Origin of the sequence: Aestuariimicrobium ganziense (genome assembly GCF_015352975.1) — a bacterium.
In the GTDB taxonomy this organism is placed as follows: Bacteria; Actinomycetota; Actinomycetes; order Propionibacteriales; family Propionibacteriaceae; genus Aestuariimicrobium; species Aestuariimicrobium ganziense.
In genome coordinates, this window is record NZ_JACYIZ010000003.1 from 70,151 (window position 1) to 87,393 (window position 17,243).

The 17,243-nt window shown below is 69.0% G+C and carries 19 protein-coding genes and 1 tRNA gene; 7 read left to right on the forward strand and 13 right to left on the reverse strand.

Annotated features, from left to right (window positions below; all coding sequences use genetic code 11):
- Positions 1–76: 76 nt before the first annotated feature.
- Positions 77–1,459, reverse strand: a complete 1,383-nt coding sequence (locus tag IE660_RS06195) for a sulfatase-like hydrolase/transferase (RefSeq protein WP_203567477.1) — start codon at positions 1,457–1,459, stop codon at positions 77–79.
- A gap of 69 nt (positions 1,460–1,528) precedes the next feature.
- On the opposite strand from IE660_RS06195, the gene IE660_RS06200 reads away from it, so the two are divergent.
- Both IE660_RS06200 and IE660_RS06205 read left to right on the forward strand, forming a co-directional pair.
- Positions 1,529–2,428, forward strand: a complete 900-nt coding sequence (locus tag IE660_RS06200) for an NAD-dependent epimerase/dehydratase family protein (RefSeq protein ID WP_203567478.1) — start codon at positions 1,529–1,531, stop codon at positions 2,426–2,428.
- Between the two features lie 86 nt (positions 2,429–2,514).
- On the forward strand, positions 2,515–3,660 hold the full coding sequence (locus tag IE660_RS06205; RefSeq protein ID WP_203567479.1) for a Gfo/Idh/MocA family protein: 1,146 nt from the start codon (positions 2,515–2,517) through the stop codon (positions 3,658–3,660).
- 88 nt (positions 3,661–3,748) lie between these two features.
- Here IE660_RS06205 and IE660_RS06210 read toward each other — a convergent pair whose 3' ends face one another.
- The 4 genes from IE660_RS06210 to IE660_RS06220 all read right to left on the reverse strand — a co-directional run bounded on the left by IE660_RS06210 (position 3,749) and on the right by IE660_RS06220 (position 4,992).
- A complete protein-coding gene (locus IE660_RS06210; protein WP_203567480.1) occupies positions 3,749–3,961 on the reverse strand; it encodes a hypothetical protein in 213 nt (70 codons plus the stop codon).
- Between the two features lie 102 nt (positions 3,962–4,063).
- Positions 4,064–4,474, reverse strand: coding sequence for an HIT family protein (locus tag IE660_RS06215; protein WP_203567481.1), 411 nt, complete (start codon positions 4,472–4,474; stop codon positions 4,064–4,066).
- A gap of 26 nt (positions 4,475–4,500) precedes the next feature.
- Positions 4,501–4,635 carry a hypothetical protein gene (locus tag IE660_RS16145; RefSeq protein ID WP_268882713.1) on the reverse strand — a complete coding sequence of 45 codons (135 nt, stop codon included), beginning with the start codon at positions 4,633–4,635 and terminating at the stop codon, positions 4,501–4,503.
- Between the two features lie 90 nt (positions 4,636–4,725).
- Complete coding sequence (locus IE660_RS06220) at positions 4,726–4,992, reverse strand: hypothetical protein (protein ID WP_203567482.1); 267 nt, start codon at positions 4,990–4,992, stop codon at positions 4,726–4,728.
- A gap of 41 nt (positions 4,993–5,033) precedes the next feature.
- Between IE660_RS06220 and IE660_RS15785 the strand changes: the two genes are divergently transcribed.
- From IE660_RS15785 to IE660_RS06235, 4 genes are all read left to right on the forward strand, one after another.
- Complete coding sequence (locus IE660_RS15785; RefSeq protein WP_235997271.1) at positions 5,034–5,198, forward strand: hypothetical protein; 165 nt, start codon at positions 5,034–5,036, stop codon at positions 5,196–5,198.
- A 113-nt stretch (positions 5,199–5,311) separates the two neighbouring features.
- A complete protein-coding gene (locus IE660_RS15790; RefSeq protein WP_268882815.1) occupies positions 5,312–5,563 on the forward strand; it encodes a winged helix-turn-helix domain-containing protein in 252 nt (83 codons plus the stop codon).
- A 21-nt stretch (positions 5,564–5,584) separates the two neighbouring features.
- Positions 5,585–6,595, forward strand: a complete 1,011-nt coding sequence (locus tag IE660_RS06230) for a Gfo/Idh/MocA family protein (protein WP_203567484.1) — start codon at positions 5,585–5,587, stop codon at positions 6,593–6,595.
- Between the two features lie 16 nt (positions 6,596–6,611).
- Positions 6,612–7,871 (forward strand): glucose-1-phosphate adenylyltransferase family protein, encoded by a 1,260-nt coding sequence (locus IE660_RS06235; RefSeq protein ID WP_203567485.1) that lies wholly within the window; start codon positions 6,612–6,614, stop codon positions 7,869–7,871.
- On the opposite strand, the gene IE660_RS06240 is transcribed toward IE660_RS06235, so the two are convergent.
- Positions 7,872–8,459: a SemiSWEET family sugar transporter gene (locus IE660_RS06240; protein WP_203567486.1), complete on the reverse strand. Its 588-nt coding sequence runs from the start codon at positions 8,457–8,459 to the stop codon at positions 7,872–7,874.
- A gap of 41 nt (positions 8,460–8,500) precedes the next feature.
- Between IE660_RS06240 and IE660_RS06245 the strand changes: the two genes are divergently transcribed.
- Positions 8,501–9,115: an MmyB family transcriptional regulator gene (locus IE660_RS06245; protein WP_203567487.1), complete on the forward strand. Its 615-nt coding sequence runs from the start codon at positions 8,501–8,503 to the stop codon at positions 9,113–9,115.
- A gap of 7 nt (positions 9,116–9,122) precedes the next feature.
- Here IE660_RS06245 and IE660_RS06250 read toward each other — a convergent pair whose 3' ends face one another.
- The 7 genes from IE660_RS06250 to gyrA all read right to left on the reverse strand — a co-directional run bounded on the left by IE660_RS06250 (position 9,123) and on the right by gyrA (position 17,204).
- The gene (locus IE660_RS06250) at positions 9,123–10,379 is read right to left on the reverse strand and encodes an alpha-L-fucosidase (protein ID WP_235997122.1); all 1,257 of its coding nucleotides are present in this window, start codon (positions 10,377–10,379) and stop codon (positions 9,123–9,125) included.
- Positions 10,380–10,490: 111 nt separating this feature from the next.
- Positions 10,491–10,564: transfer RNA gene (locus tag IE660_RS06255), tRNA-Ile, on the reverse strand.
- A gap of 53 nt (positions 10,565–10,617) precedes the next feature.
- Complete coding sequence (locus IE660_RS06260; RefSeq protein ID WP_203567489.1) at positions 10,618–11,628, reverse strand: BadF/BadG/BcrA/BcrD ATPase family protein; 1,011 nt, start codon at positions 11,626–11,628, stop codon at positions 10,618–10,620.
- The gene (locus tag IE660_RS06265) at positions 11,625–12,926 is read right to left on the reverse strand and encodes a family 4 glycosyl hydrolase (RefSeq protein WP_203567490.1); all 1,302 of its coding nucleotides are present in this window, start codon (positions 12,924–12,926) and stop codon (positions 11,625–11,627) included. The genes IE660_RS06260 and IE660_RS06265 overlap by 4 nt, the downstream gene beginning before the upstream one ends.
- A gap of 15 nt (positions 12,927–12,941) precedes the next feature.
- Positions 12,942–13,727, reverse strand: coding sequence for a 6-phosphogluconolactonase (locus tag IE660_RS06270; protein WP_203567491.1), 786 nt, complete (start codon positions 13,725–13,727; stop codon positions 12,942–12,944).
- 17 nt (positions 13,728–13,744) lie between these two features.
- A complete protein-coding gene (locus IE660_RS16150) occupies positions 13,745–14,422 on the reverse strand; it encodes a DUF3566 domain-containing protein (protein WP_407929003.1) in 678 nt (225 codons plus the stop codon).
- A 76-nt stretch (positions 14,423–14,498) separates the two neighbouring features.
- Positions 14,499–17,204 (reverse strand): DNA gyrase subunit A, encoded by a 2,706-nt coding sequence (gene gyrA, locus IE660_RS06280; RefSeq protein WP_203567493.1) that lies wholly within the window; start codon positions 17,202–17,204, stop codon positions 14,499–14,501.
- Positions 17,205–17,243 lie beyond the last annotated feature (39 nt).

The following is a 17,243-nucleotide window of genomic DNA, read 5'->3' on the forward strand; positions in this document are numbered from 1 at the left end:
CCTAACAGCGCCTCCCCGCTCGCGCACCCCTCGCTCCCAGCGACGGGCTCAGCGCCCCAGTCTCAGCGCCCCAGTCTCAGCGCCCCTGCACGTAGCCCTCGTGCGCGGCCCGCTCGTCCCAGACCGGATGGTTCTGCCCGTAACCGGCGACCGGACGAGCCCAGGCGTCACGTTCGGGGTCGGCACGGGCTGCGTACCAGTCGCGCAGCGCCGCGGTGAGGTCGTCGCGCACGCCGGCCCTCCCAGGGTCGTCGATCAGGTTGTGGCGCTCGTCGGGGTCGTCAGCACGGTCGTAGAACTCGTCGGGACCGTCATGGCGCAGCGTGAGGGCGTGGCGTCCGTCGGTGATCATCCGGGCACCGCCGTACTCGCTGGCGACCACGACCACCTCGTCACCGTCGGCAGCCTGACCACGCACGACGTCGGCGAACGAGCCCTCGACCTGGTCAGTGGCGGGCAGGTCGACCCCGGCCAACTCGCACAGGGTGGCGTGCAGCGACGCCGACGACAGCAGCGCCTGGGATCGTCCGGTGGCACCGCCGGGCATGCGCACCACACACGGCACGCGCACCGAGTTGTCCCACAGGTTCAGCGGCACCGTGCCGTTGCCCTTGCCCCAGATGCCGTGGTGGCCGCAGGAGAAGCCGTTGTCGCCGAGGAAGACCACGATCGTGTCGTCCCAGACTCCCTGCGCCTTGAGTTCGGCGCGCAGGGCGCCGAGGCACTCGTCCACCCCGGTGAGGGCCGCGGCGTAGCCTACGAGCGATGGGATCGGGTCGGCGAACGACTCGTCGAAGTCGCTCCGCCTGGCCCACTCATGCCTGGGTTCACGAGGCACCGACTCGAAGTCGCAGTCGGCGTAGCGGCTGGTCAGGTCGTCAGGGTGGCCCCGCAGCCACGGCGTGTGCGGTGCGGTGGTGGCGACGTAAAGGTAGAAGGGACGCTCCCGGTCGCGGGCCTTGAGGAAGTCGACCGCCTCGTCGGCGACCGCGCGGGTGAAGTAGCGCGGCTCGTCCGCAGGTTCGCCATCGCGCCAGATCGGGGCGTTGACGTACTCACTGCCGCCGAAGCGGTGTGCGTACCAGTCCTCGAAGCCGGGCGCGGGGTGCTGGGCCCACCCGACGTGCCACTTGCCGCTCATCATGCACTGGTAGCCGGCACCTGCCAGCACCTCGCCGGTGGTGGGGATGCCGGCGAGGAACTGGTGCTGCTGACCGTCCGGGCTGATCCAGTCGTGGATGCCATGGGCCGAGGGCACCATGCCGGTCATCAGCGAGGCCCGCGCTGGCGAGCACACCGGCGAGGCGCAGTGCACCTGGCTGAGTTCGAGTCCCTCGTCACGCAGGCGCTGCAACTCGGGCATCTGCAGTTCGGGCATCAGCCAGGGCACCGACCACGGACCCTGGTCATCGGTGAGCAGCACGACGATGTTCGGATGAGCCACGGTCGAGGGGGTCATGGTTCCACTCTGTCGCACGGGACGCTGTGTCGCAGAGACGCGGCTCGTCCGCTGAGGCAGGGTGTAGCCATGAACTCACCCCTCGTTGTCGTCACCGGTGCCAATGGCCTGGTCGGTTCCCGGGTCTGCGCGGCCCTGACCGAGCGCGGAGCACGGGTGCGGGCGATCGTCCGCCGCCCCGGCACGGCACCCGGAGGCACCGATGAGGTGGTCGGTGACTTCCACGACCCGGACATCGCCGCCCGGGCCTGCGAGGGCGCCACCGCGGTGGTGAACACCGTGCACCCGATGTCGGACGACCAGGAGCACCTGCAGGCCACCGCTGTCGGCTGGGCCGCAACCCTGGCCAGCGCCGCCCGCGATGCCGGGGTCGAGCGGTTCGTCCACACCTCGACCACCGGGGTGTACCGCCGCGAGTCCGACACCGGCGACGTCGACGAGGACTCCCCCCTGGTCGACGACGACGCCAATGCCTATGCCGTCACCAAGCGCGACACCGATGCCGCCCTGGCCGAGGTCGACGGCCTCACCCGGGTGATCGTGCGCCCGACCGCGATCCTGGGCGCTGGCGAGACCTCGGTGTGGAACACGCTTCGTCCCGCCCAGATCGGCGGCGACGACGTCGCCGGACGCACCGACGACCCCACCCGAACCTTCGGCTGGGTGCACGTGGACGACCTGGCCGCCCTGCTCGCCGACCTGGCCACCGGCCGGATCGCCCTGGCCGACGACCCTGGCCGCGGCCCGGTCGAAGGCGAACTCACGATCGCCAACGCCGTCTCGGGCAATGTCAGGATCCGTGACTACCTCGAACCGATCGCCGAGGCACTCGGTGTCGAGCCGGTCTGGGAGCAGCGAGGCGGATTCACGCAGAAGCTGCTCGCCGAGCGGGCACGCACCTGGGGCTGGCAGCCGCGCGTCACCTTCCAGCAGGCCATGGACGAACTGCTCGCGGGCCTCCCCCGCTGAGGCGTCTGAATCCTGCCCATTTAAACCTTCAACCGACCCAAATAGGACGTTGAAGGACATAAAACCGTCCTCGTAGCGTGTTTCACATGACCACTGCTCCGCTCTCCCATGGCCCTGTCGGCATCGGCGTCATCGGCGCCGGGATGATCAGCGACACCTACCTCGACAACCTCACTCGCTTCCCCGACGTCCGGGTCGTCCACGTCGGCGACCTCGACCCCGAGCGGGCCCGGCAGCGCGCCGAGCAGCACGGCGTGCCCCGGTTCGGCACCCCCGACGACGTGCTCGCCGAGCCCGAGGTCGAACTCGTGGTCAACCTCACCATCCCCGCTGCTCACGCCGCGGTCTCGTCCGCCGCTCTGACCGCCGGCAAGCACGTCTGGTCCGAGAAGCCGATCGGCATCGAGCGCGAGAGCGCCAAGGCGCTGATCGAGCAGGCAGACGCCGCCGGCCTGTTGCTCGGCGTGGCCCCCGACACCGTGCTCGGCCCGGCCTTCCAGACCGCCCGCCGGGTGATCGAGTCCGGGGCGATCGGTGACCTGATGGCCGCCCAGACTGTGCTGCAGTACGCCGGGCCCGACCTGTTCCACCCCTCGCCGGAGTTCCTGTTCGCCCCCGGCGGTGGACCGGTCTTCGACGTCGGCCCCTACATCCTCACCGAACTCGTGCTGCTCTTCGGCCCGGTGGTCCGCGTCTCGGCCGTCGCCCCACCAGCCCGCCCACAGCGGACCATCCTGGTCGGCGACCGGGCCGGTGAGACCTTCCCGGTGGGCGTCCCCACCCACGTCAGCGCCCTGTTGGAGTTCGCCAGCGGCGCCGTCAGCCAGACCCTGCTCAGCTTCGAGACCCCGGTCTCGCGTCAGGGCATCTTCGAGGTGCACGGCACCACCGCCAGCCTGCAACTGGGTGACCACAACCTGTTCACCGACAACGTGCTGATCAGCCAGGCGGTCACCGCCTCGTCCAAGTTGCGCGACCAACCGGTCTGGGACGAGATCGCGCCCCAGGGCGTCGATGTCGGACGAGGTGTCGGCGCGCTCGACATGGCCCGCGCCATCCGCGCCGGTGGGCAGCCATTGGCCTCAGGGCGACTCGCCTACCACGTGCTCGACATCATGGCTTCGATCGATGACGCCATCCGCGAGCACCGGACGGTCGAACTGACCAGCGCCACCGATCCGGTGCCGGTGCTGCCCGAGGACTTCGACCCCTACGCCTCGACCCTGGGCTGAGGGCCGAAGCGGTCAGAGGGGGGCGATCAGTTGCGGTGATCAGTCGCCGGAGTCGGCCGAGGGGGCCGAGTTGGCGCTGGCGGGGGAGTCAGCGCTCACCGGCGAGGGCGGGCTGTACGGTGAGGCCGGGCTGATCGGCGACTTGGGGCTGATCGGCGAGGGCGCGCTCTTGGGGGAGTTGACCTGCGCCCAGGCCGAGCAGCGACCCGACCGTCATGCCGATCAGGATCGTGCCGATGGTGCCCTTAGTGATGTCGAGGTGGGCCTGAATGCTCGGCAAGCGCGAGCCGAAGGCCGCCATCGAGACGCCACCGAGGGCGAACGCGGTGACGATGGCGTTGCGCCAGCCGACCAGAACCGGGCGCGGGGTAGGTGGGAGTGCTCACGCCAGTGAGACTAGGGCTCAGCCCAGCGCCACGCGCAGCAGCCCAGCGAACTGGGCCGCCTCACCCTCGCCGTAGCGCACCCGCGGCCAGAAGAAGCCGCGCAGACCGTCGCCCTTCGTCCGGGGGACGACGTGCACGTGCAGGTGGGGCACCGACTGAGACACCACGGTGTTGACAGCCACGAAGGTGCCCTGGGCACCGAGGGCCTCGGGCATCACCGCCGCCACCCGCTGGGCCAGCCCGAACACCGGCTCCAACGAACCCACGGGCAGGTCAACCAGGGTGTCGGCGTGCTCGATCGGCGCCACCAGCACGTGCCCCTTGAACAGTGGACGGTGGTCGAGGAAGGCGATGGCGCGCTCGGTGCGGGCCACCACATGCGCCTCGAGCTCGCCGCGGACGATCTGGCAGATGATGTCGTCGCTCACGTCACCATCGAACACGAGCCCAACCCTCAGGGGCGGTCTTCGTCCAACAACCAGCCGAAACGCTCCCGGGCGGCAGCGATCAACTCAGCCTGCCCCGGTGACAGCACCTCGCTCTTGTCCAGGCAGCGTGACGTTGCCGCTCGTCCCTGCTGACGGAGCACTTCGTTGACCCCGGGGCACGCATCCGGCGAAGTCGTGGGCGACGTCGAAGACGGCAGCGTTCACCTCGACCAGGTCGGCGGCCAGGGCCATCAGGTCGGGTGACAGGGTCGGGTCGTGGTCCAGTCGTCGGCACCGCTCGACCGCGGCACGCGGTCGATCGTCCACTCGTAGGTGCGGGTGTAGCTGGCCTCGACCGTCTTGCTGATGGCCAGGTCGGCTGCCCCGCAGATCGTGATGGACGCGTCGTCGCTCTGCCCGGACTGGACGATTCTGGCGACGTTGTCGTAGGTCGTGCAGGTGCCGTTGGGGGCCTTGCGGGTGACGTCGTAGCCGAAGGTCTTCGGCGTCTGACCCACGGTGACAGTGCCGAGCGTGGCCGTGGCACCGCCCTCGGGGGGTGTCGGTCACGGTGATGGTCCGGTTGTGCTCGGTCATCGTGGAGCTCACCGCCGCATCATCGGAGGCGGATCCGGTCGGGGTGCTGGCCGCCGTGGCGTTCCAGCCCACCGAGCCGCTGCTCGTCCCGGTCAGTGCCGGGGCCTCGTCGAAGCTGCAGGTGTAGGCGACGTCGACCGAGCCGCTGGCAGGAACCGACGGCAGCGGGCTGGTGGCGATCGTGCACTCACCGCCCAACGACGCGGACAGGCTGGCCGATGCCGAGGTGAGCTGCACCGACTGCCAGTCGTTGGGGTTGGTCACCGTGAGCGTGCCGGACAGGGAGTACCTTTCGCCAAACCTGAGATCCTGACCGCCGTCTGGGGAGCCTGGTTCGGGGAGGACCACTTGGTCGAGGTGCACATCAGCCGGCTTCGGGCCAAGATCGCCCGGGCCGGTGGCCCGCAGGTCGTGGCCACCATCCCGGGGCTGGGCTACCGGCTCGCCGACGTGCAGCCGACCAGCTCGGAGTTGGTCTGCGCGCAGGCCTGACCCAGTGACACAGTGGTGACCATGTCGACACCGAGCACGCCCGCAGACCTCGTCCCCGTCCGCATCGCGACCGTGGGCACCAGCCTGATCGTCGAACGCTTCGTCGCCGCCGCCCGCGAGGTGGATGACATCGAGGTCGTCTGCGCCTACTCCCGCGACACTGACCGAGCCAGGTCCTTCGCCCGCGAGCAGGCCATCCCGCGTAGCACGAGCGACTGGCAGGGCCTGCTGGCCGACCCCGAGATCGACGCCGTCTACATCGCCAGCCCCAACCTCGTGCACGTCGAACAGTCCGAACAGGTGATCGCGGCCGGCAAGCACGTGCTGGTCGAGAAGCCCGCCACCCCCACCTCGGACGAGTGGCAGCGCCTGGTCGAGCAGGCCGCCGGACAGGGCGTCGTGGTGCTCGAGGAGATGCGTCCTGCCCATGATCCCGGCACCGCCGAGGTCGCCCGCCTGCTGCCCCAGCTTGGACCCGTGCGCCGGGTGAGTTTCGACTACACCCAACGCTCGTCGCGCTACGACCAGGTGCTGGCCGGTGAGAAGGTGGCGATCTTCGATCCCGCGCTCGCCGGCGGCTCGTTCAACGACCTGGGCGTCTATGCGGTCTCGCAACTGGTGCAGTTGTTCGGAGAACCCGACCAGGTGGTGGCGGCCGCCGAGTACGAGCTGACCACTGGTGCTGAGGGACTCGGGGTGGCGCTCGCCCTGTATCCCGGCTTCGTCGCCGACCTCAGCCACTCCAAGATCACGCGCACCGATCGTCCCAGCGAGGTGCAGGGCGAACTCGGCAGCCTGACCGTCGACCGGATCTCCGATCCCCTGCGGATCACCCTCACCCTGCTCGACGACTCCTCGACCACGGTCGAGGTCACCAAGTGCGACGACACCATGACCTACGCCATCGCCCACTTCGTCGACTGCGTGCGTGGACGAGCCGACGCCAGCGTCGACCAGCAGCGCACGCTGGCCACGCTGCGGACGATGGAACGAATCCGCGACGTACGCCAAAGGGTGGGCCCGACCAGCTGAGCACTACGCTGGCGCAATGCTGACGCTGCCGGTGGCTCTGAGAGTTCTCGCAATCGTCCAGGCCGGCGGGCAGGGCAGCCGGATGGACGTGCTGACCCGTGAGCGGGCCAAACCAGCTCTGCCGTTCGCCAGCACCCACGCGCTGATCGACTTCCCGATGAGCTGCCTGGCCGCAGCGCCGGTGACCCAGGTCTGGGTGAGCGTGCAGTACCTGTCGCGCTCGCTCGACCCGCTGCTGTCGGGTGGACGACCGTGGGACCTCGACCGCACTGTCGACGGCTTCCGCCGGATCGTGCCCGAGGAGGGCACCGGGGCCGCCCATGACGAGGGTTTCAGCCACGGCAACGCCGATGCGCTGTTCCGGGTTCGCGACGACATCCGCGACGCCGCCGTCGACGTGGTGGTGGTGCTCTCGGCCGACCACATCTTCTCGATCGACCTCGCGTCAGTGATCGCCCGCCACCTCGAGCGCGAGGCGGAGTGCACGCTGGTCACCGCCGAGGTCGGGGTGCAGGACGCGCGCCAGAAGATGGTCGTGCACACCGGCAAGGGCTCACTGGTCACCGGTGTCGACGACAAGCCCGAGAAGCCCACCTCGGGTGTGGTCGCCACCGAGATCTTCCTCTACCAACCCGAGGTGCTGATCTCTGAACTCGAGCGCTTGCGTGCGACAGTGCTGGCCGAGGGTGAGCCCGACGACACCGACGACACCGGCTTGGGCGACTTCGGCGAGCACCTCGTCCCCGCGCTGATCAAGCGTGGACGCACCCACGCCGACCCGATCGAGGGCTACTGGCGCGACGTCGGTCGTCCGCACGCCTACCTGCAGGCCCACCGCGACCTGCTGGCCGGCCGGATCGACGTGTTCGACCACCCCGACCGCCCGGTGCGTGGGGCGGCGCACCCCGGCCCGCCCGCCTGGGTGGGCACCGAGGGCGCGTTGGTCGACGCGATGGCCGGCCCGGGCGCACGGGTGCGGGGCCGGGTCGAGCGCTCGGTGCTGGGTCCTGGCGTGCAGGTGCAGCCCGGGGCGGTGGTGAGCGACAGCGTGTTGCTGGACGACGTGGTGGTCGAGTCGGGGGCGCAGGTGCGCACCGCGATCGTCGACCGTGGCACGGTCGTCGGCCGCAACGCCGTCGTCGGTGAGGCCCTCAAAGGGACGAGGCTGAGCGACGATGCGATCACCCTGGTCGGCGCCGACAGCCGAGTCGGACGAGGTGCGGTCGTCCCGGCAGGAGGACGACTGGAGCCCGGGACGTCGGTCGAGTCGGCGTAGCTACGACCGGCGCAACCTGCGGACCACCAGCCACAGCAGGTTGAATCCCGAGACCGCAGCGGTGAGCACGTTGGTGATCAGGGTGCCGGCGTCGTCCACCAAGTACCCCCAGGCCGCCCAGCTGACGAAGTTGGCGAAGGTGAGGCCGAGGAAGGGCATCGAGACACCCTTGACGCTGCGCGCCCGGATCAGCGCGACACTCTGGCCGAGCAACCCGCCGACCCCGGGGATCGCGGCGATCGTCCCGAAGACTGCGCTGCCCGCCCACACGTCGATGGCCACCATGGCCAGGCCGAGCAGCACCCCGGGAGCGAAGACCGCGACCAGCGACTTGCCCCTGGCCCTGGCCATCAGGAACAGCACGGTGATGGTGCAGAAGAAGGCGAGGACGTTGACCACCAGCATGTTGACCTCGCCGATCAGGGCACCGTGGGTGCCCCAGGCGATGTTGGTCACCAGCAGGCTCTGCCAGGCCAGCAGCGAGATGCCCTCGACGGCTCGGGTGCGGATGATCCGGATGGCCTGCGGGATGCCGACGACCGAGCCCAGCACGGCTGCGATCCAGCCCAACAACGTCGCCAGTTCCACCGGGCCACCTCCTCGCGATCATCCTCGCACCGTCCGAGGACGTGTTGGACGCGATCGCACGCGTGCTGCGACTGGACGTGGCCGAGCGCGACTACCTGGTCAACCTGGCCCGGCCAGCGCGTCACACTCCCAGCGAGCCACCCCAGGTGCGTCCTGGGATCGTGCGGATGATCGAACACCTCGACGGGCAGGCGGCGTTCGTCCTCGGTCCCCGGATGGAGGTGTTGACCGGCAATCCGGCGATGTGGGGACTGCTCACCGACTTCCCCGCCCGCGAGGCGGACGACCGCAACCTGCTGCGTTGGGTGCTCACCGAGCCGGCGGCGCGGGAGTTGTACGTGGAGTGGGGCCAGATCGCCTCCGACCTGGTCGGTGTGCTGCAACTCGAGGCGAGCGCTCGTCCTCGCGACCCCGACATCGCCGCGCTCGTGCAGGAACTGGTGGCGGCCAGTCCGGAGTTCCGCAGCCTGTGGTCACAACCCCGGCCCCAAGGACGCACTGCTGGCGTGAAGCACTTCCGCCACCCCGTGCTGGGGTCGCTGACCATCGACTGGGAGGCCTTCTCGGTCACCGACGACAACACCCAGACGCTGTTCATCTACACCGCAGGGGACGAGGAGTCCGAGGCCAAGCTGCGTCAGTTGGCGACCGCCTGAGCGGCAATCACCGGGCGTCGATGATCACCGGGCCGGGACGATCGGCTGGCAACGACACGGTGCGGCGCGTGCCGTCGACCTCGATCACTGCCTGGTCGCTGCCGTCGGTGGTGTCGACTGCGAGCAGGTCACCCTCGGCGGTGGCGAGTGCCTTGACGAAGGCCGCCCCCTCGCCCGAGACCTCGAGCCGACTCCGGCCGGCGTCGGCGAGCACGTTGCCGAACTCGTCCTGCCACGCGGCCAGGTCGGTGAGGGTGCGGCGCTGGATGTCGGGGATGCTGCCCGACCCGGTCGGACCGACGTTGAGCAGCAGTCGTCCACCGCGCGAGACCACATCGACCAGCAGCCGGGCCACCTCGGGGCCGGACATGCTCACCGACTCGTCCTCCTCGGTGTTGTAGCCGAACGAGTAGCCGATCCCGCGGCAGTGCTCGAAGGTGCCCCGGTTCTCGAGGTCGCGGCCCTGCTCGTACTCGGTGGTGAAGTAGTCGCGGTGGGTGTCGCCCCAGCGGTCGTTGACCAGGCCGTCGGGGTGGGCTGCGTAGAAGTCGGTGAACAGCCGGCCCAGGCCGTTGGGTTCGAAGTTCTTGCCGGCGTCGGGCCAGTTGATGTCGTTCCACAGCACATCGGGGTCGTAGCGATCCATCAGGTCGCGTACGTGGGCCATCGCGTACTCATGGTAGGCGGCATCCTTGGGCCTGCGGGAGTCGTGGACCTGCTCGTCGGTCTCCAGTGGTCCCATGTCGGCGACGTGCCAGTCGAGGCCACCGGAGTAGTACAGGCCCACGCGCATACCCGCAGCCCGGGTCGCGCGGGTGATGTCGCCGACCAGGTCACGTCGGGGTCCGCGCTGCACGGTGTTGCGGGTGTCGGTCCCGGGGGCGTCCCACAGCGGGATGCCGTCGTGGTGCTTGGTGGTCGGCACCACGTGGGACGCGCCGGCCGCGGCGAACAGGGCGCACCAGTCGTCCGGGTCGAAGTCGACCGGATCCCAGGCGTCGAGCAACTCGTCGTAGGGGGCCCCTCCCCAGACTCGGCGGTGGTGCTCCTGGGCCGGCGATCCCTCGATCCGGATGGTGTTGGCGTACCACTCGGCGTACGGGTTGTGCCGGAACCAGTGCTCGGGGTCGAACGCGCCCAGCGGTCCGATCGGCTCGGCCCACGCCGGCACGCTGTAGGCGCCCCAGTGGATGAAGATGCCCAGCTTCGACCGGCGGAACCACTCGGGCAGCTGGCGGGACTCGAACAGGCTGAAGTCGCTCATGGGGACCATCATCGTGCGTCGGTCTGGGTCGCGTGGCCGAGAGCCTCAAGGCATCACTACCAGGGACGAAGAAAACCCGGCTGACCGTCGTCAACCGGGTTCCTCAGAGAGTGGGCCTAACTGGACTTGAACCAGTGACCTCTGCCTTATCAGGGCAGCGCTCTAACCGTCTGAGCTATAGGCCCGCGACCACACAGGTGGCCCAACAACGAACTGTAGCGGACGCCGGGAACCGCGCTCAAATCCCTTCGGACGTTCGGCCGACTTCCACGCTCGGTGCTGCGGGACGATCCAACTGCTCCCCTACCCGGGCGGCTATGCCGTCATCGAGCGCCACCCCGGCCAGGGCGAGCGCGTCCAGCGCCACCCCGATCAGGGCTGGTCGGTGGTGGGTGACCACCGTGGGCTGCCAGGTCGTGGCCCGCAGGTGATCGACCACGGCGCGGTGCACGGGGTTGGGGGTGCTCAACAGGCCACCACCCACTGCGACCGGCACGCCGGTGCCCAACCCACATCGCTCGACCAGGTGGGTCGCGTACTGGGCCACCACCGACGCCATCGTCTCGACCAGGCCGTCGACCACCTCGTCCGACCCGCACAGCGCGATCACGTGAGGGGCCAGCGCCGCCAGGCGGCTGAACGTCCAAGGGCCACCGCGCCGGGTCCTGGCCTCGAGCGCCTCCTCGACACTGCTGTACCCCATGACCCTCACCAGCACGTCGCTCGCTGCCGTGGCTGGACCCATGCCCATCTCGGCCAGCACCGCTGCCCTGAACACACCGTCAACCAGGCCGGCTGCCCCGAGGGCGTGCTGGATCCAGAACGAGAGGGCGTGCTCCCCGGCAGGTCCGGCCGCAGCGAGAGCCCCGCCGGTGCCGAGCACCACCGAGAGCCCCTGCCCGTCGAGCGAAGCGACCCGCAACAGCGTGCAGCCGTCGTTGCGCAGGGTGTGGGGCAGGCCGGGCCAGCGTCGTCCGATGGCTGCTTCCCAGAGCTCCCGGTCGCTGTCCCAGTCCAGTCCGGCAAGGTGGAATGCGGCGTGATCGAGGTCGTCCGGCTGCACGCCGGCCGCAGTCAGTGCCTGGTCGATGACGTCGCTGACCACCACGACCGCGGACTGCTCGCCATCGGGTCCGTAGATGTCGCCGGTGCCGCCGAAGCCCTGCCCCAGCACTCGTCCGTCGGCATCGACGACGGCGGCGACGGTCTTGGTGTTGCCGCCGTCGACGGCCAGGACCACCCCGCTCACTTCAGCAGACGCTCCGGCAGGAACTCACGGTTGGCCCAGGCGAGGTCGTCGTAGAGTTCCTCGGCGACGTTGAGGTTGCGGACGAATGGATGTGCCGCCAACGCCTGCACGGCATCGTGACGGGTACCCTCCCATGCCGCGCTCGCTGCCAGCCGCTGGTACTCGGCCAACGTCTGGGTGATGCCTCGCACCTGGTGCGGCAGTTCTCTCTGCGGCAGCGGCGTGCAACCCGAACCGTCGACGGTGCACCAGACCTCGACCACGGTGTCGTCGTCGAAGCCGGGCAGCTCCCCACCGACGTTGGGCAGGTTCACCGGAAGTTCGGCGGGCTCGTCGTTGTAGAAGGCGCTCATCACGTCGATCGCGAGTTCGAGTTCGTGGATGCCGCCGCGCGACTTGTCGGGATCCAGCGCGGGCACCTCGACCTTGGCCTGGTCTTCGTAGTGCTGCCAGTAGCCGGGCAGCGCGTCGAGCAGCACCCCGGCGCGCGTGCGGCGCTGGGCCTGGGCTTCGCGGAACCACTCCTCGCCGAAGTAGTAGTAGCGGAAGTAGTCCGAGGGAATTGAGTCCATCGCCACGGCGAGGTGCAGCATGCGCTTCTGCCAGACCGGCACGGTGGGATCGTCCTTGAGCCGCTCGTCCGCCTCGGCCAGCAGCGGCATCAGATCCTGTCCGTCGTAGGTGTGCTCGGTCGACCAGCAGTTGTGGTTGACCCCGGCCATCATCACCTTGGCCTTGGCCGGGTCGAGCCCTGCGGTCTCGAGAATCGGCGGCCAGAAGGTGATCGGCCCCTCGCACATGCTCCAGATCGGCCAGTCGGTGTATTGGCTGATCGCCTGCGAGACGAGGTTGACCGGGTTGGTGTAGTTGAAGATTCGGGCCTTCGGGGCGACGGCCTCGAGGTCAGCCAGGATCGACTGGAAGGCGTGCAGCGAGCGCAGCGCCATCATGAACCCTCCCGGGCCCTGGGTCTCCTGGCCGATCACCCCGTGCCTCATCGGGATCTGCTCGTCGGCCTGGCGCATCTCGAAGTTGCCCGGGCGGAAGCTCGACAGCACCGCATCGACGTCGGTCAGGCCGGCCCGCTGGTCGGTGGTGGTGGTGATGGTCAGGTCGAGCCCGGCGTGGTCGGCCAGCTTCTGGGCGATGGTGCGCACCAGTTCGAGGTGCTCGGGGCGGTGGTCGATCAACACCACCTCGGAGCCGTCGAACTCCTCACCGTGGTCAATGAAGGAGTGCATCGTGCCTGCGGCGCGAGACGAGCCGCCGCCGATGTAGGCCAACTTGATGCGTGCCATGAATGCCTTCCGGGATCAGAGGGGTGAGGACGAGGCCTGGTCGACCAGGAAGTGGGGGTCGCGGCACTCGGTGACGATGGTGGCGGGCCAGTCGGAGTCGTAGTGGTCGGCGGCAGTGATTCGTTGCACGGCCAGCTGCTTGTCGGCACCGTGGGCGACCATCACTGCCGCTCGTGACTGCTCGGCGATGGTGGCCACACCGACGGTGATGCCGTGCGTCGGCACCGCCGACAGGTCTCCGCCGAAGCTGGGGAAGGTGGACAGGTTGTCGCGGCGGGTTGACTCGGGCAACTGGACGAGGTGGGTGCGGCGGTCTCGCGGCGTCCCCGGCACGTTGAACGCGACATGGCCGTCGGAGGCGCCGCTGGCCAGCAGGAACACGTCGATCCCGCCCAGGTCGGTGAGCAGCCGGTCGTAGGCCGACGGGTCGTCCGGTGAGGGCAGCACCACGTTGTCGACACGGATGCAGTGCTCGTCGGGCAAGTCGGCGTTGAGCACCGCGACGATGTCGCGCAGCGCGAAGCCTCGGCACGAGTGCGGCAGGTGTTCGTCGACGACGCCAGGGGTGCCGTCGGAGTCGAGGGTGACGTACTCGTCCATCATCACGATCACCCAGCCGCTCAGGTCGAGTCGGTCAAGGGCTGCCCGAGAGGCCAGGGCCCGATAGACCGGCACCGCGCTTCGTCCACCTGGGCAACCGAGGACGAAGCGTCCAGCAGCCCCGGTGGTCCAGCGGTCGAGGACGAGTTCTGCCGCAGCCTCCCCCATGGCTTCGGGCGACCCGAAGACCGATGGTTGCACGGCGACTCCTCCTGGGCTCAGTCCTCGGCGAGGGTGACCTCGAGGCCGCCGAGCACGGTGGCCGAGAGGTTGTAGAGGAAGCTGAACAGCGTGGCCAGGGCGGTGAAGATCACCACGTCGGCGGCGGCGATCATGGCGGTGAAGCCAAGGATCTTGTTGGTGTTCAGGTAGTCCTCGAGGCGGAACCGCTGCTCACCGCCGGGGCTGGCCACCAGGTCGTTGACGGCCTTGTTGACGCTCTCGAACACACCCGAGGCACCGATCACGCCCCACAGCACCCAGACCGAGATGAACAGGATGATGCCGCCGGCGATGCCGAACAGGAACGAGGTCTTCATCACCGACCACGGGTCGATCCGGGTCAGCCGCAGCCTGGCCTTGCGGGTGCGACGGGTCGCTGCCTGCGTGCGGGTGGTCGTGGTGCTGGTCGCCGCCGACCGCGTGGTGGCCGCAGTGCTGTGGCGTTCGGCGTTGGGGCGTTCGGCGTTGGGGCGTTCGGCGTTGGCACCGGTGGCCGATGCGGCAGCCGCACCCACCGCCGAAGCGGCAGCGGTGGCCTTCTCACGGGCGGCACCGAAGACGTCCTTGGCCTTGCTGGCCACACTGCCCACAGCAGGACGAGTGGCGGTGTCGTCGTCACCAGGCCCAGCGGCCCGGCTCGGTGACGTGACCGGTGCGTCGTCATGGGCGACCACGCCACGGGCGGGACGACCGAACGACGACGGCTTCTCGGCTTCACCCGAGGTGGTCGCTGGCTTGCGCCAGTAGTCGTCACTCACCAGCGTCCTCCTGCTCGTCGACGGACTCGTCCTCGCCAACGGTACCCGCATCGGCCTCAGTCACCGCATTGTCGTCGCCGATCGTGGCGTCCGGGTTGACCTCAGTGGCCTCGTCCCCATTGGCCTGTTCGCCGTCACCGTCGGCCTCGGGGTAGCGCGCGATGGTGATCACCGAGTCGTCGCCGCGGACGCCGACGAACTTCACACCCATGGTGTCGCGGCCCTTGACCGCCACCTCAGACACGGCCGAGCGGGTGATCTGGCCCGATGCCTTCATCGCGATCACCTCGTCGCCCTCGGCCACGACCAGCCCGCCGACCAGCGAGCCGCGGTCTTCGTTGAGCTTCATCGCCTTGATGCCCAGACCGCCACGGCCCTGCTGGCGGTACTCGCTGACCGCGGTCCGCTTGGCGAAGCCACCGTCGGTGACGGTGAAGACGAACAGGTCGTCCTCGGCAGCACCCTCGGCGATGATCGACATGCTCAGCAGCGAGTCTCCCCGGCGGAACTTCATGCCGGTCACACCCGAGGTGGCTCGTCCCATCGGACGAAGCTGGGCGTCGTCGGCGCCGAACCTGATCGCCTGGCCCTTGGTCGAGATCAGCAGCACGTCGTCGCTGGCCCGGCACAGTTCGGCACCGACCAATTCGTCGTCCTCGTCACGGAAGTTGATCGCGATGACGCCGGCCTGGCGCGGGGAGTCGTAGGCGGTCAGCGCGGTCTTCTTGACCAGACCGCGGCGGGTCGCCAGCAACAGGTACTCGGCGTCGTCGTAGCTCCGGATGTCGAGCACCTGGGTGATCTTCTCGTCCGGCAGGAAGGTCAGCAGCCCTGCCACGTGCGCGCCCTTGGCGTCACGACCGGCCTCGGGCAGTTGCCACACCTTCGAGCGGTAGACCCGGCCCATGTTGGTGAAGAACAGGATCCAGTGGTGGTTGGTGGTGGCGAACAGGTGCTGAACCTCGTCGTCGGCACGCAGGTTCGCACCGCGAACACCCTTGCCACCGCGGCGTTGCAGACGGTACTGGTCGGCGCGGGTGCGCTTGGCGTAGCCGCCGTGGGTGATGGTGACCACCATGTCGAAGTCGGGGATGAAGTCCTCTTCGGACATGTCCCCGTCGGCGGCCACGATCTGGGTGCGGCGTTCGTCGCCGTACTTGTCGACGATCTCGGCGAGCTCGGTCGAGATGATCGTGCGCTGGCGCTCCTCGCTGGCGATGATCTCCTTGAGGTCGGCGATCAGCACCTCGAGCTCCTCGAGGTGGGCGATGATGCGTTCGCGCTCCATCGCGGCCAAGCGGCGCAGCTGCAGCTCGAGAATGGCCCGGGCCTGCACCTGGTCGATGCCGAGCAGTTCCTGCAGGCCGGTGTTGGCGATCTCCTGGGTGCGCGACGAACGGATCAGGGCGATCACCTCGTCGAGCATGTCGAGGGCCTTGACGTAGGCCCGGTAGATGTGGGCGTCCTCCTCGGCCTTGTTCAGCTGGAACTCGGCCCGGCGACGCACCACTTCGAGCTGGTGGGTGATCCAGTGGCTGATGAACTGGTCGAGCCGCAGCGTGCGGGGCACGTCGTCGACCAGGGCCAGCATGTTGCACCCGAAGGTGTCCTGCAGCTGGGTGTGCTTGTAGAGGTTGTTGAGCACCACGCGCGGCTGGGCGTCGCGCTTGAGGACGATCACCAGTCGCTGCCCGGTGCGGCTGGAGGTGTCGTCGCGGATGTCGGCGATGCCGCCGAGCTTGCCCGAGTTCACCAGGTCGGCGATCTTCATCGCCAGGTTGTCGGGGTTGCACATGTAGGGCAGTTCGGTGACGACCAGGTTCTGTCGTCCGTTCCCGTCCTGCTCGATGTTGACCACCGCGCGCATGGTCACCGAGCCGCGACCGGTGCGGTAGGCGTCCTCTATGCCCTGGCGGCCCACGATCAGCGCGCCGTTGGGGAAGTCGGGGCCCTTCACCCGCTCCATCGCGGCCTCGAGCAGTTCCTCCTCGCTGGCCTGGGGGTTCTCCAGTGACCACTGCACGGCCTCGGCGACCTCGCGAAGGTTGTGCGTGGGGATGTTGGTGGCCATGCCGACCGCGATACCGGTCGACCCGTTGACCAGCAGGTTCGGGAAGCGGGCCGGCAGCACGACCGGCTCCATGTTGCGGTTGTCGTAGTTGGGCTTGAAGTCGACCGTGTTCTGGTCGATGTCACGCACCATCTCCATCGCCAGCGGCGCCATCTTGCACTCGGTGTAGCGCATGGCCGCGGCCGGGTCGTTGCCGGGCGAACCGAAGTTGCCCTGCCCGTTGACCAGCGGGGCGCGCATCACCCAGGGCTGTGCGAGCCGGACGAGGGTGTCGTAGATCGCGGAGTCACCGTGCGGGTGGTAGGTGCCCATCACCTCACCGACGACGCGGGCGCACTTGTTCCAGCCGCGGTCGGGACGGTACCCGCCGTCGTACATCGCGTACAGCACACGGCGGTGCACCGGCTTGAGTCCGTCGCGCACGTCGGGCAGCGCTCGTCCGACGATGACGCTCATCGCGTAGTCGAGGTAGCTGCGCGAGATCTCGACGTTGAGGTCGATCGGGTCGACCCGCCAGTGGGTGGGTGCCTGGATCTCGTCGTTGACGCTCTCGGTGGCCACCTCGGCCTGCTCGTCGAGACCGGGCTCGTCGAACACGTCTCCGGGGCCCTGAGGGGTGTCAGTCATGGGCGGTTCTTCCCTTGTCGCCTACGGGTTCTTGGATGG

Coding starts and splice junctions, on each gene's coding strand:
- IE660_RS06195 (WP_203567477.1), bottom strand. CDS start 1,459: ATGACCCCCTCGACCGTGGCTCATCCGAACATCGTCGTGCTGCTCACC.
- IE660_RS06200 (WP_203567478.1), top strand. CDS start 1,529: ATGAACTCACCCCTCGTTGTCGTCACCGGTGCCAATGGCCTGGTCGGT.
- IE660_RS06205 (WP_203567479.1), top strand. CDS start 2,515: ATGACCACTGCTCCGCTCTCCCATGGCCCTGTCGGCATCGGCGTCATC.
- IE660_RS06210 (WP_203567480.1), bottom strand. CDS start 3,961: ATGGCGGCCTTCGGCTCGCGCTTGCCGAGCATTCAGGCCCACCTCGAC.
- IE660_RS06230 (WP_203567484.1), top strand. CDS start 5,585: ATGTCGACACCGAGCACGCCCGCAGACCTCGTCCCCGTCCGCATCGCG.
- IE660_RS06235 (WP_203567485.1), top strand. CDS start 6,612: ATGCTGACGCTGCCGGTGGCTCTGAGAGTTCTCGCAATCGTCCAGGCC.
- IE660_RS06250 (WP_235997122.1), bottom strand. CDS start 10,379: ATGAGCGACTTCAGCCTGTTCGAGTCCCGCCAGCTGCCCGAGTGGTTC.
- IE660_RS06265 (WP_203567490.1), bottom strand. CDS start 12,926: ATGGCACGCATCAAGTTGGCCTACATCGGCGGCGGCTCGTCTCGCGCC.
- gyrA (WP_203567493.1), bottom strand. CDS start 17,204: ATGACTGACACCCCTCAGGGCCCCGGAGACGTGTTCGACGAGCCCGGT.